Source organism: Clostridium beijerinckii, from assembly GCF_008705175.1.
In the GTDB taxonomy this organism is placed as follows: Bacteria; Bacillota; Clostridia; order Clostridiales; family Clostridiaceae; genus Clostridium; species Clostridium beijerinckii.
Map to the genome: position 1 here is coordinate 2,865,726 of NZ_CP043998.1, position 16,588 is coordinate 2,882,313.

Below are 16,588 nucleotides of genomic sequence, written 5' to 3' on the forward strand. Positions count from 1 at the left end.
TAAGCAATTTTTCTAAATATACTTATATATTTGATTTATATAATCATAAGTAATAGAATAGCAATATAAATTGCTAAATATATACAATTGATTGTTTGATCTAAAATATTATTTGTGCTAAATTGTATGCAAATTAATTTCGCATTGCTGTATGAGAAAAAAGCAACTTAAATATATTAAAAATATGAGTAAATATACCAATTTCATATTGATTATTATAGACAATAATGATATTCTTAATTATATGATAAATAATTTCATTTAGGAGGTGTCATTATTATGAGTATTTGCAGTTTAAATCCGGGGGAGAAAGGAATAATTTCATCTATTAAAGGAGATTCAAAATTAGTTAAGAGATTATTTGCGTTAGGATGCATCGAAGGAACTGAGGTTGAACTTAGGAGAACAGCACCACTTGGTGATCCAATTATTATAAACTTTAGAGGTTTTGATTTAGCTATTAGAAAAAAGGATGCTAAGAATATACTATTAAAAAAATTATAATAATTGGGGCTTAAATATTTTAATTATTAGCAAAATAGGGGAGACTTAAATAAATGATAAACGTAGCTTTACTTGGTAATCCTAATGTAGGAAAAACTACATTATATAATTTACTCACTGGCTCTAATCAGTATGTTGGTAATTGGCCAGGTGTAACTGTAGATAAAAAAGAGGGTTTTCTTTTTGAAAGTATAAAAATTGTTGACTTGCCGGGAATATATGCAATGGACACTTTCTCAAATGAAGAAAAAGTGTCCAAGCAATTTTTAGAAGAAGGTGATGTTGATTTAATATTAAATATTGTTGATGCATCTAATCTAAATAGAAATTTATATCTTACAACTCAACTTAAACAATTTAATAAACCCATAATATTAGCCTTAAATATGATTGATGTTTGTGAAAATAAAGGAATTGTTATTGATTATGATAAGTTGTCTAAAGAACTAGATGTTGAAGTAATTCCAATTATTGCAGGAAAAAATATAGGAGTAGATAAAGTTAAGGAAAGACTTAAAGAAGGAAACTTTACTAAACCATTGAATCATAGAAAGTTTGATTTTTCATCTGAAAAAGAAGCGTATAAATTTATAGAAAATGTATTAAAATCGTGTGTGGCAATAAAGGAAAACTTGCAAGAAAGTGTTACTGAGAAACTTGATAAGTTTGTTCTACATCCAGTTCTAGCATACCCTATTTTTCTTTTACTTATGGCTTTAATGTTTCAGTTGACGTTTTCTTGGGTTGGACAACCGATTTCGGATTTCTTAGATGACCTTTTAAATAATAATATTATACCGACTGCTCACCAACTATTATCCAATTCTTCTGATTGGTTTAGTTCTCTAATTGTAGATGGTATTATTTCAGGTGTTGGAGGAATTATAGTGTTGCTTCCAATAATATTAGTATTATTTATATGTATAACTATTTTGGAAGATAGCGGCTATATGGCTAGAGTCGCATTTATGATGGATAAATTGATGAGAAAGATGGGGCTTTCTGGAAAAGCTTTTATTCCTATGATAATAGGTTTTGGATGTACAGTTCCAGCAATTATGACTGCTAGAACTTTAGAAAGTGAAAAAGATAGAAAACTTACAGCATTGCTAGTTCCATTTATGTCATGTAACGCTAGACTTCCAGTTTATACTGTATTCGCGGCTGTATTCTTTGAATCTCATAGAGGATTAGTGGTATCTTCACTATATTTACTTGGAGTCTTAGTAGCATTTTTGCTTGGTATTTTATTCAAAAATACATATTTCAAAAAAGATGAAGAACCTTTTATAATTGAAATTCCTGAGTATAAGATGCCTAAAATATCATCTATATATAAACAAACATTAGATAAAGCTAGCGGTTTTTTACAAAAAGCTGCAACTATTATTTTTGCAATGAGCGTAGTAGTATGGTTTTTATCTAACTTTAATCTTCATGGTATGGTGAATCAAGTTGATGATAGTATATTAGCATCAATAGGCAATGTTCTCGCACCAGTTTTTAAACCTTTAGGTTTTGGTAATTGGCAATCCGCAGTATCATTACTTTCAGGACTATTAGCTAAAGAATCAGTTTTAGCTTCTATGCAAGTAATTTTTGCAGGGGATTTATCGGTGATTTTACCAATTCATTTCACTAATATTTCTGCATATGCTTTTTTAGTTTTTATACTACTATATACTCCATGTATATCAACAATTGGTACGATGCAAAAAGAATATGGAAATAAATTAACTTTGTTTTCAATTTTCTTTCAGTTAATTGTCGCATGGATTGCTTCTTTCTTAGTATTTAATTTGGGTGGTTTTCTTTATAACCTTGTGCATTTATTTTTAAAAATGAATAGTTTGTTTTTTTAATAATTGTTAAGAATATGATTAAGTATCATTATCAAGACTTAAATCATACTTTTATAATAGCAGGTAGGTGAAGCTTAAATGATAGAAATATTAATCACGATTATAATAATTTCTTTTGCTGGATTTATAATCTTTAAATCTTTTAAGAATTCTTCAAAAGGAAAATGCAACTGTGGATGTAAGGGCTGTAAATCTGAGAAAATCTGTTCAGACAAAAGTAATACAGGTATAAAAATTGTTCAAACAAATAAGCCTAATAATCAATAATAAAAAATATTAAATATATAAACTTATCCACTAAAAGCATAGCGTTTTAGTGGATTTTTCTTTAAACTATAAAATGATTTATAGTATAATAACAAAATGAAGAAATTTAAACCTAAGATAAAATAAGAAACCGAAAGTAGGAATTAAAAAATGAATTACAAAACACATATAAATGGTGGAATACTAGTAGGATTATATACGAATTGCCAATTGGCAAATATACCACTTATGTCTACGGCAGTATTACTTGGAGGAGCTTTTGTTGGTAGTATATTCCCAGATATAGATCATGGAAATAGTTATATTGGGAAAAAAACTAAAGGGGTATCAAAAGCAATAAATAAATTGGCTGGCCATAGAAAGTTATTTCATGCGCCACTTGTATATTTGTTTTTATATTCGACTGCCATTGGTATGTTTACAGATAAGCTTATGTTAATTGGAATAAAGGGGATATTCTTAGGAATATTTTCTCATTTAGTTCTAGATAGCCTAACGATTGGAGGATTGCCATGGTTTTACCCGTTTAGTAAAAAGAGGTTTTCTATTTGTATGATAAAGACAAATAGTAAAATTGAGGATATATTATGTGGAATGCTTATATGTATTAATATAGTAATGCTACTTGACATGCTTCACATAACTTCAATATTTACATTCACTCATAGATAAAATATAAAAAAATCGCAGGCGACTGTGGAGTTGAAGATTTTTTTCACGCATCTGCCTTTTCGAACGCATGTGAGAAAAATTTGGCAGGCGAATATGATTTGTTTTTTATTCTTTTATAGTTATTAACCCTAGTAAAATATACTACTATAAAGTTATCAACAGATTTAATTGCATTATAATTCCCTAAAGAATAAAAATATCCTAAAGATTGATTAGTAAATCTTTAGGATATTTTTATAAGGTGCATTATGTTGGAAACAACAAATAGCATATTTTAAGAATTTAATAGCATATAATATAATTTTACTTCATAAAATTCAATTCAGATTTATCACTATTTTTAATTTCTCTTATGGCCAAGCTACAATAGATTAATGTAATAATGGAGAATATAAGGAAAAATTCTGGCATTATTATTCCAGCAACATGTATTAAGGCTTCAAGTAAAAGTGGTAAACTCATCGCATAGAAACTTAAAGTACAAGCTCTAGAGTATTTTAGTTTTACTCCCATAAATGAACCTATAGAAACAGCAAATGGACCAAATATTAAGAATCCTAAAATCAAATTAGTAATAAAGGAATTAATAGGATTAACAACAAAAAAAACTATCGGTGTAAGTATTTTAATTATGGAAAGATAGTATCCTGAATTTTCGTTATTAATATTTATACTTGAAAAATCAGAAAAGTTGATAGTTCCAACTGTTCTATAATCTTTTCTAAGATATATGTTATTAGAATCAAGAAATACAGCATCTTTGTAAGAATTTAGAATATTTTTGTCAGTTTTACCTTTAGTATCAATAATAAAAGTATAATAATTTGATTGATCAGTACTTACGCTGAGCATTGAGTCATCGATACTAAAAGTTGAGGAATCATTTTCAAGGTTGTCCTGAATACTTATGGCATCAGAGTCAAGTGAATTTACTGTATTTATGTTTCCAATAAAACTTGATATTAAATAAAATAGAAAATCACCTTCATGTTTATTGTAAATAGTTTCATCTGAATCAACAGATAATACGCCATTCTTAAATTCAAAATTTGGTGCATTATTTGAAAGATCATTTTGTACTACCGATATTTCGCTAGCAATCATATTTATTTCCTTAACATTAGTTATTACTGAAAATAGTAATGTAACAAGAAAAACATATAATATTGACTTTCTAAGCCCTTGTGCTAAGAATTCGCTGTATGCTTCAAAATTAAAGAAACTATAAGCGAATTTATCTTTAAATCCCATTATTTTTTTCAAAAAAAGACCTCCTAAAAGAAAAGTTAGATAAATTTAACTGATTCTTGATAATTATAACACATTGGATAAAAATACAATAGAAAGTTTGCATAATTAAATGAAATATGTTATCATTACCAATATCAAAAAAATTTATGAAAAATTAAATACGGACAGTTCATTAAGACCATCCTGTCATTAAAAAAAACTAGGCATTTTAATTTTGAATTATTTTAATTTAAGATTAATTTTGTTGCGCTAGTATTAGATGTTACAAAATTAATCTTTTTTATATTTAAATGGAAAGTTAATTTATGGATAAGCCTTATAAAACTGATTTCGAAAATTTTATAGAAATTATGTGAGGAGAAAAATATGTTTAAAATAAAAAGTGAAGTACAATTTGATATGGCGCATTATTTAAGTGGGTATGAAGGAAAATGTTCTAACATTCATGGCCATAGATATAAATTAATTGCAAAACTAAAATCTGAAAAGTTACATCAAGATGGTCAGCTTAGGGGAATGGTAGATGATTTCGGAAATTTTAAAAACATATTAAAAGAGATTGCAGAAACTTTTGACCATAAATTAATTATTGAAAATAATGAAGATGGGAAAGCTTTGGTTAAGAATTTGGAAGAACTACAAAATAATTTCAACATTTATTTAGTTGACTATAGACCTACAGCAGAAGAAATGTCTAGAGATATTTTTAATAGATTAAAAGCTAAAGGATTGTCAGTGTGTGAAGTAGAATTATTTGAAACTCCTAATAATAGCTGCATTTATACAGAGGACTAATGGAGGGAAATTATGTTTAATATAATTGAAAAATTTTTATCAATAGATGGGGAAGGTCCTACTTCTGGTGAACTTGCAACATTTATAAGATTTCAAGGTTGCAACTTAAGATGTTCTTGGTGCGATACGACTTATTCATGGGATAAAGAAAATACTTCAGAAGTTCTAACTGCGGAAGAAATTTACAAGTATATAAAAGAAAATAAAGTTACTAATGTTACTTTAACAGGTGGAGAGCCACTTATTCAAAAAAATATACATGAATTACTAGGACTTTTGAACTCAGATGATAACTTAAAAGTTCATATAGAAACAAATGGTGCTGTTAACATAGGAACTTTTAAAAATAAATTTATAAATAATAATATCAGCTATATTGTAGACTTTAAACTTCCTAGCAGTAATATGATGGATAGAATGGATTTCAATAATTTAAGTATTGTAGAATCCAATGATGTTTATAAATTTGTGATAGGAAGTAAGGAAGATTTACAAATAGCATACGAAATAATATGTAAGCACAATTTAACATCAAAATGCTTTGTTTATTTGAGTCCAGTTTCGGGAAATATAGAAATGCAAGAAATTGTAGAATTTATGAAAGATAAAAATTTGAATAAAGTAAGATTGCAAGTACAATTACATAAAATTATCTGGGATAAAAATGCACGCGGAGTTTAATAATTAAGTGGTTATTATATATAATATAGACTAGCTTATAGTAAATTTTATTTTTATAAAAGGTTTAGAAATACAAGGAGGCTTAAGTTATGCCAAAGAAGATAGATACAAAAAAGATAGAGGAATGTATAAGAGAAATTATTGTTGCTTTAGGAGATGATCCTGATAGGGAAGGATTACTAGATACACCTAAAAGGGTATCAAAAATGTATGAAGAAGTTTTTCAAGGAATGACACTTTCAAACAGAGAAATAGCAGAAGCGTTTGGAACCACATTTGAGAATGAAGATTATGACTCAGAAACTCATAATAATATGGTTGTGGTTAAGGAGATACCAATTCATAGTTATTGTGAACATCACTTAGCGCTTATGTATAATATGAAGGTTACAGTAGTATATATACCAAAAGATAAGATAATTGGTCTTAGTAAAATTTCAAGAATTGCAGATATGGTTGGGAGAAGACTTCAACTTCAAGAACGTATTGGAACAGATATAGCAGAAATAGTTTCTATGGTTACAAAAAGTAGTGATGTTGGTGTACTTATAACTGGAGAGCATGGATGTATGACTTCAAGAGGAATAAAAAAACCTGGAACATTGACTACAACAACTACTTTTACAGGAAAATTTCAAACTAATGATCTACTAAGACAAGAAGCTTTACTAATTATGAGATAAGTAACGAACGAAGAAGCAGTAGTGCTTTGGTATATTTCTATTTAATTAATTTATTTTAGGAGGTTTTGAATATGAGTAATAAAGCAGTAGTTGTATTTAGTGGAGGACAAGATTCTACTACATGTCTATTTTGGGCATTAAAGGAATTCGATGAGGTTATAGCGGTAACTTTTGATTATAATCAAAAACATAGAAAAGAAATAGAGTGTGCAACTAGTATAGCAAAGGAGTTAGGAATAGAGCATCATATATTAGATATGGGGCTTCTTAATCAATTAGCCCCTAATGCGCTTACAAGAAATGATATAGAAATAAAAGCTGGAGAAAATGGTTCCCTTCCATCAACATTTGTTGAAGGTCGTAATATGCTATTCTTAACTTTTGCAGGAGTATTGGCCAAAGTAAAAGGCGCAAAACATATAGTAACAGGAGTGTGTGAGACTGATTTTAGTGGATACCCTGATTGTAGGGATATATTCATAAAATCTCTTAATGTAACTTTAAATTTAGCAATGGATTATAATTTTGTAGTTCATACCCCATTAATGTGGATAGATAAAGCTGAGACATGGAAGATGGCAGATGATTTTGGCAAGTTAGACTATATAAGAGAAAAGACTCTTACTTGCTATAAAGGAATTGTTGGCGACGGTTGTGGGGAATGTCCTGCTTGTAAGCTTAGAAAAAATGGTTTAGATAAGTATTTAGAAAGTAAGAAAAATAAAAATATAAAATATAAAATATAAAATGAATTTAAGGAGAAAGAACAATGAGTGAAAGTGGAAGAAAATCAAAAGAACTTGAGGGGATAACATTGCTCGGAAATCAAGGAACAAAATATGATTATGGATATACCCCTGAAGTATTAGAGGTTTTTGAAAATAAACACCCAGATAATGATTATTTTGTAAAATTTAATTGCCCTGAATTTACAAGTTTATGCCCAATTACAGGGCAGCCAGATTTTGCAACAATCTATATAAGTTATATACCAAACATAAAGATGGTAGAAAGTAAATCGCTAAAACTATATCTTTTTAGTTTTAGAAATCATGGAGATTTTCATGAAGATTGTATGAATATTATAATGAAAGACTTAATAAAACTTATGGATCCAAAATATATTGAAGTATGGGGAAAATTTACACCAAGAGGTGGTATAAGTATAGATCCTTATTGTAATTATGGAATGAAAGGAACTAAGTTTGAGGATATGGCTAATTATAGAATGATGAATCATGATATGTATCCTGAGAAAGTAGATAATAGATAATAACCTAATGTATTGCATAAATGATTTATATTAATTAGCAAAGCAATGACTGCAATACATTTTTATTAAGGAGCTGATATTTAAATTGAGTAAAGTAATTGTTATAGGTGCAGGGCCTGCAGGAATGATGGCTGCTATACAAGCAGCAAAGAAACATGATGTAATATTATTAGATGGTAATGAAAGAATTGGAAAAAAGCTTTTTATTACTGGAAAAGGCAGATGTAATGTTACAAATGCAAAAGATATATCTGAGTTTTTTGAGTATATTCCAGGTAATCCTCATTTTCTTTATAGTTCATTATATAGTTTCACCAATAATGATACAATGAATTTTTTTGAAAACGAAGGAATTAAATTAAAAATCGAAAGAGGAGACAGAGTTTTCCCAGAATCTGATAAGTCTTCAGATATAATAAGAGGATTATCAAACGCTTTAAGTAGAACTAATGTAAAAATAAGATTAAAGTCAAAGGTTACTAATATAGAATTTAAAAGTAATAGAATTATAGCAGTAGAAATTAATAATGAAGAACGATTATATGGAGATCATTTTATTTTTGCGACAGGTGGTGCATCATATCCACTTACTGGTTCAAGAGGAGAAGGGCAAAAATTTGCAAGTGTGCTTGGCCATAATGTTACTCAATTAATGCCAGCTCTTGTTCCGATAGAAGTTGTTGATTCCAAAACAAAAGAATTGATGGGGCTGTCATTAAAAAATGTGGAAGTTATAATTAAAGAAAATGACAAGAAAGTAGTTTATAAGAATTTTGGTGAAATGTTATTTACCCATTTTGGAGTTTCAGGGCCCCTTATATTAAGTGGAAGTAGATTTATAGAAAAAGGAAAAAGATATACTTTGCATATAGATTTAAAACCTGCATTAAATTTAGGAGAATTAGATAAACGTATCCAAAAGGATTTTAATAAATATTTAAATAAAGATTTCAAAAATTCTTTAGACGAGTTATTACCACAAAAATTAATTCCCGTGATTATAAATAACTCAGGAATATTAGAAAATAAAAAAGTAAATGAAATAACGAGAGAGGAAAGAAAGACTTTAGTAAATGCTATTAAGGATTTAAGCTTTGATATAAAAGGATTAAGACCTATAGATGAAGCAATTGTAACTTCAGGAGGTGTAGATATAAAAGAAATTGATCCGTCTACCATGAAGTCTAAAATAATAGAAAATCTTTCGTTTGCAGGAGAAGTTATGGATGTAGATGCTTTTACAGGTGGTTATAATGTACAAATAGCTTTTTCTACAGGATTTATAGCAGGAAGTAATATTTGATATAAAAAATATTTCCTTGTTTGGAAAGGTAAAAAATTATATAATCTTAATGAAGGCATAAATTTATAGGATTTGGAAATGAGGAGAAAGTTTTGAAAATTTCAGTAGCAATAGATGGACCGGCTGGAGCAGGAAAAAGCACTATAGCAAAATTGGTTTCTAAGAGGTTTGATCTTATGTATATAAATACAGGAGCAATGTATAGAGCTGTGGCGCTAAAAGCACAAGAACAAAACTTGGAACCAGAAAATGTTCAAGAAATTTGTAATATAATAAAAACTATGGAAATGCATTTTGAAAATGATGATTTGATTTTAAATGGCGAAAATATACAGGATAAAATAACTACTCCAAACATAAGTAGTATTGTATCTGGATATGCTAGTATTTCGGAAGTTAGAGCTATTCTTGTAAAACTTCAAAGAGAAATGTCAAGCAAATTTAGTGTAATAATGGATGGAAGAGATATTGGAACCGTTGTTCTAAAAGATGCAAATTTTAAGTTTTTCTTAACAGCTAGTCCAGAACAAAGAGCAACTAGGCGATTTAAAGAATTGCAAGAAAGAAATATAGAGTGTTCTTATGATCAAATACTAAAAGATATAATAGATAGAGATCATAAGGATACTCATAGGGCTACAGATCCGCTGAAAAAAGCAGAGGATGCAATTGAGATTGATTCTACTAATTTAGACATTAATGGTGTTGTTAATGTAATTGCAGAGTACATAGGAAAAGGAAAGTAACAAGGAGATAGTAATGAGTAAAGTTATTCTAGCAAAAAATTCAGGTTTTTGCTTTGGAGTTCAAAGAGCTGTAAATGAAGCTATACGGATTCAAAAAGAACATAATTCGAAAATCTATACTTTAGGTCCTTTAATACATAATAATGATGTAGTAAAATATTTAGAAGAAAATAATATATTTTCTATAGAATTTGAAGAAATAGATAAATTAAATAAAGGGGATACTATTGTTATAAGATCTCATGGTGTATCTGAAACAGTTTTAGATACACTTGAACAAAAGGAACTAAAAGTCATAAATGCGACTTGTCCTTTTGTTGCTAATATTCAAAAAAAAGTTAAGAAATATTCAAAAGAAGGATATCATATAGTAATATTAGGAGATAAAAATCATCCAGAAGTCATTGGAATTAATGGATGGTGTGATGATAAAGCAATTATCACTAAAGATGGTACTTTTGATGAAGAAAATATGCCGCATAAGGTATGTGTTGTATCTCAAACAACTGAAAAGATGAAGAATTGGGAAGAAACACTGAAAAACTTAAGTTATGCAAGAGAAATATTAGCTTTTAACACAATTTGTGCAGCTACTGATGTTAGACAAAGAAGTACGAATAAAATATCCCAAAAAACAGATGCTATGATAGTTATTGGCGGAAAAAATAGTTCGAATACTACTAAGTTATATCAAATTGCTAAAGAAAATTGTGAAAATACAATTCATATTGAAAACGCAAAAGATCTACCAATAAGTTTTATAAAAAATAATAATATAAACAAAATAGGAGTTACAGCTGGTGCATCAACACCAGATTGGATTATTAGGGAGGTACTAGATATTATGAACACAGAAAATAATAATTTTGAAGATCAATTATCATTAATGAACGAATTAGACAAAAGATTTGTTATTGGCGATGAGGTACAAGGAGAAATACTTTCAAAGACTAGAGATTCAGTTATAGTTTCACTTGTTGGATACAAGTCAGATGGAGTGATTCCATTTACAGAGTTATCTGCAAAAGAAGATCCACTAACATTTGCAGATAAACTTAATATAGGTGATACTATTAATGCAAAAGTTATAAAACTACAAAATAATGATGGGTATGTAGTATTATCAAGATTAGAATATGAAAGAGAAGAAGCTTTTAAAGAACTTGAAAAAATATATTCAGAAGGAACAACATTTGAAGTTAATGTTAAAGAAGCTAGAGAAAAAGGGATAGTAGCAGATTATAAGGGAGCTAGAATATTTATTCCAGCATCACAAATTGACATAAAGTTTACTAAAGATAAAAGTGAATATGTTGGGAAGAAATTAGAAGTTAAATTGATAGATTTTTCTCTAAAGAATCCTGTAAAATTAGTTGCTTCAAGAAGAGTTTTATTAGAAGAAAGCAAGAATTCTGAAGACGCAAAAGCTTGGGAGAGTTTTAATCTTGGGGATGTTATAAAAGGTGAAGTAAAAAGATTTACAGACTTTGGAGCTTTTGTGGAAGTCAATGGTATAGATGGATTATTACATTTATCACAAATTTCTTGGAATCATATCAAAAAGGTAAGTGATGTATTAAAAGAAGGTCAAATTATTGATGTTAAGATTATTGGTCTTGATAAGGAAGCTAAAAAGCTATCTTTAAGCATTAAAGAACTTGTAGCTAAGCCTTGGGATAATGCTAAAGAAAAATATCCAGAAGGGTCTATTGTACTTGGTAAAGTAGTTAGATTAAATGATTTTGGTGCTTTTGTAGAATTGGAGCCAGGAGTAGATGGGTTAGTTCATATATCAAAGATATCTCATAATAGAATAGAGCACCCTTCTGAAGTTTTAAAAATTGGTGAAGAAATTAAAGCTAAGATATTAAGTGTTGATGAAGAAAATAAAAGAATAAGCTTAAGTATAAAAGATGTATAAAACAAAAAAGTAGAAGGAATATTTTCTTCTACTTTTTTGTTTTTTATGTAGAGTTAAAATAATTTTTATGAAATTATTTTAACTCTAGAAATAGGTAATGTATACGTAGATTTTAATTATATGCATAAGGTAAAAAATTGAAGTATAATATTACTATGCGTAATGATTATTGGATATCTAAAGTTCGTAATATTTAAATTTTAATTGTTAGGAGGCTATATACTTATGAAACAAAATAAAGTTACTAAAGTAAAATCTTTAGTAGAGACTAAGTTTTTGAGTTTATATGAAGCAGAGTATGAAAATAAAGTTGGAAATATAAGAACGTGGACAATAGCATCCAGAAAAAATAATGAAACTATACAAAAACAATTTTTTGAAAATAAAGAAGATACGGCAGATGGTGCAATAATTGCAGCATACCATAAAGATGAAAATAAGATTGTTATAATAAGACAATTTAGAATACCACTTAATGATTATGTTTATGAATTACCGGCAGGTCTCATCGATCCAGGGGAAGATTCTATTAGTACAATAAAAAGAGAGCTAAAGGAAGAGACAGGTCTTAGGTTAGTTGAAGTTATCAATAATAAGAGTCTTGATAAGGTGTATGTTTCTGCAGGAATGACAGATGAATCGTTAGCTATGGTTTATTGTACTTGTGAAGGCGAAATAAGTGATGAACACCTTGAAGACGATGAATGTATTGAGGCACTTCTAATATCTCAAGATGAAGCTAAAGAACTTATACAGAGTAAGGAGAAATTTGACATTAAATGTTTTTTGCTCCTTCAAAGTTTTGCTTTGCTAGGAAAAAAAGTATTTCAATAATAAAAAACTGGTCTACACAAAAAAGTGTAGACCAGTTTTTTATTATAAGTTTTTGTAGATAATAAATTTACGCTTAAAGATCTAATAAACAGAGTCTTTAATTAAGTTTAGAGTGTATAAAATTAATTGAAATATATGGATTCATATATTTTCATATTATTTAATTACTGAATTTAAACCGAAATATAATAAGAAAATAAATGATGTAAAATACATCAGAATAGATACTTCTTTTCCTTTTTTATAACACAGCTTGCAAATAGGATACAATATAAAGCCTAATGCTATACCATCAACAATGCTATATGTTAATGGAATTAATATTATTGTCATAAAACTAGGGAATAGTTCGCTTAAATCATTAAAGTTCAAATTCTTTAAGTTCTGACTCATTAAACAGCCTATTATAATTAAAATAGGAGCTAAAGCTACATCTGGTATGATAGAAATAAACGGTATAAAAAAAATTGATAGAAGAAATAGTATACCAGAAATTAATGAAACTAAACCTGTTCGTCCTCCAGCTGTTATTCCTGCAGTTCCTTCAACTGTTGATACAGAAGGGCTTGAACCAAAAAGTGCACATCCAATTGTAGATAATGATACTGCTATCATAGCGTTAGAGGTTTTGTCTGATTTTTTTAGTATTCCTGAAACCTGGCTATGAAGTATCCCAATATTCTCAAAAACAAGTACTAAAGTTAATGAAAATGTTCCAACCCAAAATTTAATTGTATTTATTCCACTAAAATCTAATTTGAAAAGTATATTACTATATTCATTAAAATTTGGCATAGTATAACTTATACCTTGTGTTTCAACGATACCAAGCTTTATGCAAAATATAGTTCCGACTATAATTGAAATTAAAAAGCTTCCAGGTATATTTTTAAGGAATAAAATTAATGTTAGAATCATTATGAATATAAAAGCTAGTACTTGAATACTTGTAATATCTCCAAGTTTTAACATAGTAGAAGAATCAGATGCTATAATTTTAGATTTTTGAAATCCAACAAAAGTTATAAATAAACCAATTCCTACTGTAATAGATTCTTTTAAATTTTGAGGAATAGCTTCAATAATAAACTTTGATAATGGAGTTGTTGCTATAAGTACAAATATTAATCCTGAGACAAAAACTGAAGCTAATGCTTGGCAATAATTTAAGCCTAGAGTATGAACTATTGTATATGTGAATAATGCATTAATTCCCATACCAGGCATAATTATAAGTGGAGTATTACTTATTAAAGCAATTAACAAGCAACCTACAGCTGATGATATTGCTGTAGCGATGATTAGAGGCTCCATAGAAATGCCACCATCACTTAATATACTGGCATTGACGATAATGATGTAAACTGCAGCAACAAAAGAAGTCAGCGCTGCTATAGTTTCGCTTTTAATTGTAACATTGTTTTCTTTTAATTTAAAAAATCTTTCCATCCTTTCAACCTATCTTTCATAACTCCCTCACCCTCCCACGCCAAAATGCGCATATTAATTATAACATCATTATCATTTATGTCAACTTTTATATATAGCTTGAAATCTTATACAATTCATTTATACTCCATAGTATTGCATGAGAATAATAAAATAATGTTTAATCACAAATTTTGAAGAATATATTTATAATCGATTCTTACGTATACACATTGTGATTTAAATAAGAAAAGAATAGTAAAACAACACTAAGAGTAGTAATATATTACTATACGTATTTTATAAAGGGGGCATACAAGTATGTATACAGAATTTGAACAAATAAACAAAGCAAGCATAATGATAAATTCATTATGTATTTTTAAGAATCTAAAAGATGACAGTGTTTTATTAAAATATAAGACGCTACTAAAGTACCTTAATAGTAAGGATATATCAGTGGAAGAGGGCATTGAATTATATACTGATTTTATTTATGAACTATTAAACAAAGCTGATGGAAAATCATTAAAAAAGTATATAATTGATATGATTTTTCTCGATAATAATCCATTTACTAAAATAATTGACGAACAAAATTCATGTGATAAACTTTTTAATCAAGTGCATTATGAGTTAAATGCTTTGCAGTACATATCTAGTATAGAATCTTCTGCGATTAAAGATGCTATAATTATTAAAGGAAACGTTAAAGAGTTTGAAATAGGTATAGTTAAGTCGCTTATGGATTTTGATTCTGACTTGGAATGTAATATCTCAAGCAAAGCTATTGATAAGTTAAAGGTAAATATATTAAATTGTGATAATTGGGGAGATGCATTGGAGAGCATTGTAGAATTCTACAAGCAATATGGGACTGGCATATTTGGGGAGTATAGAGCGTTTGTATGGGAACACGAAGATGGAGCACCTTATCTTAGAGGTATTGAATCACCAGATCCAGTTAGGCTAGAAAACTTAGTAGGGTATGAATATCAAAAAGAGATTATAATAGATAATACAAAACAGTTTTTAAATGGATATCAAGCGAATAATATGCTACTATATGGATCAAGAGGAACTGGTAAATCTTCAACTGTAAAAGCTATTATAAATGAGTATTACGATGATGGCTTAAGGCTTATTGAAGTTGATAAAAATAAATTATGCGATTTTACGAAGATAATTAGGATACTTAAAAGTAAGAATTTAAAATTTATAATTTTTGTTGATGATTTAGTATTTGAAGAAGGAGAAGCTAGTTATTCAGCTTTAAAGACAATATTAGAAGGTGGAGTAGAGAATAGATCAAACAATATTCTAATTTATGCAACAACCAATCGAAAACACCTAGTAAAAGAAACATTTAGCGAAAGATCTGGTGATGATGTGCATGCTAATGACACAATTGAAGAAAAACTTTCTCTAGCAGATAGATTTGGTATGACTGTATCGTTCTATTCGCCTGATCAGAAAGAATTCTTAAAGATAATAGATGGAGTAGCAGAAGCAAGAGGGATTAAAGTTGAGAAGGAATATTTGCATGCAGAAGCATTGAAATGGGTAAGATGGTATAATGCTCGTTCACCACGAACAGCAATTCAATTTATAAATTGGCTAGAGGGTACGTTAAAACAGTAACTTTATATTAAAAGTTTGTGATTTGTTTTGGAATATTCTATAACTTTTTAGCTAATAAAGTGATAAGAGCTAGTAAAGAATTCTTTACTAGCTCTGTATTTTTTATAATAATTTAAGCATTAGTTGTTGTAGGGGGCGTATATACTCTTGTAGCAAGTTCGTCGTCTAACATATACAATGCTGCAGAGTTATTTTCGCATCTCCTAATCTTTTTGATTATAGTGTTAAATGTATTTTCTTCTTCAACTTGCTCGTTAATAAACCAATTAAGTAAACCGATTGTTGAATGTTCTTTTTCCTCAGTAGCTATATCTGCAATTTTATATAGCCTGCTAGTAACCATTTGCTCATGTTCATAACCTGCCTCAAAGACATTTAGGATATTGCCAAAATCAGAATGTGGTTTTTCAATTTGTTCTAAAGTTACAGTTCCATTTTTCTGAAATATGTAATCATAGAATTTCATGGCATGAAATAATTCCTCCTGAGATTGAACTTTAAAGAAATTAGCAAACCCACTTAGATCAATAGATTCGCAGTAAGAAGCCATTGATAAATAAGTATAGGCTGAATAAATTTCAAAATTAACTTGTTCATTTAGCTTTGCGATCAGTTTTTCACTTAACATACTAATACCTCCCATAAATAAAAATATTATCATTAACATAATTTTAAAAAATCCAGAAAAACTATACCCTATAGCATAAAAGTTTAACTTTATATTCTG

Annotated in this window: 17 protein-coding genes; 14 read left to right on the forward strand and 3 right to left on the reverse strand. The window is 28.4% G+C overall.

Features of this window, described 5'->3' with window-relative positions; translation table 11 throughout:
* Positions 1-279 precede the first annotated feature (279 nt).
* The 4 genes from F3K33_RS12945 (at position 280) to F3K33_RS12960 (ending at position 3,305) form a co-directional block, all read left to right on the forward strand.
* Positions 280-504, forward strand: a complete 225-nt coding sequence (locus tag F3K33_RS12945; RefSeq protein ID WP_017211634.1) for a FeoA family protein — start codon at positions 280-282, stop codon at positions 502-504.
* Between the two features lie 53 nt (positions 505-557).
* Entirely contained in the window at positions 558-2,366 is a 1,809-nt protein-coding gene (gene feoB, locus F3K33_RS12950; RefSeq protein WP_039770925.1) for a ferrous iron transport protein B, read from the forward strand.
* A 78-nt stretch (positions 2,367-2,444) separates the two neighbouring features.
* On the forward strand, positions 2,445-2,633 hold the full coding sequence (locus F3K33_RS12955; RefSeq protein WP_017211632.1) for a FeoB-associated Cys-rich membrane protein: 189 nt from the start codon (positions 2,445-2,447) through the stop codon (positions 2,631-2,633).
* 150 nt (positions 2,634-2,783) lie between these two features.
* The gene (locus F3K33_RS12960) at positions 2,784-3,305 is read left to right on the forward strand and encodes a metal-dependent hydrolase (protein ID WP_039770927.1); all 522 of its coding nucleotides are present in this window, start codon (positions 2,784-2,786) and stop codon (positions 3,303-3,305) included.
* 303 nt (positions 3,306-3,608) lie between these two features.
* Here the strand turns inward: F3K33_RS12960 and F3K33_RS12965 are convergent, their stop codons facing one another.
* Entirely contained in the window at positions 3,609-4,568 is a 960-nt protein-coding gene (locus tag F3K33_RS12965) for a DUF1189 domain-containing protein (protein ID WP_039770929.1), read from the reverse strand.
* A 354-nt stretch (positions 4,569-4,922) separates the two neighbouring features.
* Here F3K33_RS12965 and F3K33_RS12970 point away from each other — a divergent pair, with 354 nt between their 5' ends.
* From F3K33_RS12970 to F3K33_RS13010, 9 genes are all read left to right on the forward strand, one after another.
* A complete protein-coding gene (locus F3K33_RS12970; RefSeq protein WP_012058749.1) occupies positions 4,923-5,351 on the forward strand; it encodes a 6-pyruvoyl trahydropterin synthase family protein in 429 nt (142 codons plus the stop codon).
* A 12-nt stretch (positions 5,352-5,363) separates the two neighbouring features.
* The gene (gene queE, locus F3K33_RS12975; RefSeq protein WP_023976900.1) at positions 5,364-6,032 is read left to right on the forward strand and encodes a putative 7-carboxy-7-deazaguanine synthase QueE; all 669 of its coding nucleotides are present in this window, start codon (positions 5,364-5,366) and stop codon (positions 6,030-6,032) included.
* 89 nt (positions 6,033-6,121) lie between these two features.
* Positions 6,122-6,715: a GTP cyclohydrolase I FolE gene (folE, locus tag F3K33_RS12980; protein ID WP_023976901.1), complete on the forward strand. Its 594-nt coding sequence runs from the start codon at positions 6,122-6,124 to the stop codon at positions 6,713-6,715.
* A gap of 71 nt (positions 6,716-6,786) precedes the next feature.
* Positions 6,787-7,461, forward strand: a complete 675-nt coding sequence (gene queC / locus F3K33_RS12985) for a 7-cyano-7-deazaguanine synthase QueC (protein ID WP_039770931.1) — start codon at positions 6,787-6,789, stop codon at positions 7,459-7,461.
* A 23-nt stretch (positions 7,462-7,484) separates the two neighbouring features.
* Positions 7,485-7,988 (forward strand): preQ(1) synthase, encoded by a 504-nt coding sequence (gene queF, locus F3K33_RS12990; RefSeq protein WP_012058753.1) that lies wholly within the window; start codon positions 7,485-7,487, stop codon positions 7,986-7,988.
* An 85-nt stretch (positions 7,989-8,073) separates the two neighbouring features.
* Positions 8,074-9,291, forward strand: a complete 1,218-nt coding sequence (locus F3K33_RS12995; RefSeq protein ID WP_023976902.1) for a BaiN/RdsA family NAD(P)/FAD-dependent oxidoreductase — start codon at positions 8,074-8,076, stop codon at positions 9,289-9,291.
* Positions 9,292-9,383: 92 nt separating this feature from the next.
* Entirely contained in the window at positions 9,384-10,037 is a 654-nt protein-coding gene (cmk, locus tag F3K33_RS13000; protein WP_039770933.1) for a (d)CMP kinase, read from the forward strand.
* 13 nt (positions 10,038-10,050) lie between these two features.
* On the forward strand, positions 10,051-11,958 hold the full coding sequence (locus F3K33_RS13005) for a bifunctional 4-hydroxy-3-methylbut-2-enyl diphosphate reductase/30S ribosomal protein S1 (protein WP_039770935.1): 1,908 nt from the start codon (positions 10,051-10,053) through the stop codon (positions 11,956-11,958).
* Positions 11,959-12,183: 225 nt separating this feature from the next.
* Positions 12,184-12,792: an NUDIX hydrolase gene (locus tag F3K33_RS13010; RefSeq protein ID WP_039770937.1), complete on the forward strand. Its 609-nt coding sequence runs from the start codon at positions 12,184-12,186 to the stop codon at positions 12,790-12,792.
* Positions 12,793-12,948: 156 nt separating this feature from the next.
* Here F3K33_RS13010 and F3K33_RS13015 read toward each other — a convergent pair whose 3' ends face one another.
* Positions 12,949-14,241, reverse strand: a complete 1,293-nt coding sequence (locus tag F3K33_RS13015; RefSeq protein WP_039770939.1) for an NCS2 family permease — start codon at positions 14,239-14,241, stop codon at positions 12,949-12,951.
* Between the two features lie 300 nt (positions 14,242-14,541).
* Here F3K33_RS13015 and F3K33_RS13020 point away from each other — a divergent pair, with 300 nt between their 5' ends.
* On the forward strand, positions 14,542-15,861 hold the full coding sequence (locus F3K33_RS13020; RefSeq protein WP_039770941.1) for an ATP-binding protein: 1,320 nt from the start codon (positions 14,542-14,544) through the stop codon (positions 15,859-15,861).
* Positions 15,862-15,973: 112 nt separating this feature from the next.
* On the opposite strand, the gene F3K33_RS13025 is transcribed toward F3K33_RS13020, so the two are convergent.
* Positions 15,974-16,489, reverse strand: a complete 516-nt coding sequence (locus F3K33_RS13025) for a ferritin (protein WP_023977072.1) — start codon at positions 16,487-16,489, stop codon at positions 15,974-15,976.
* Between the last annotated feature and the right edge of the window lie 99 nt (positions 16,490-16,588).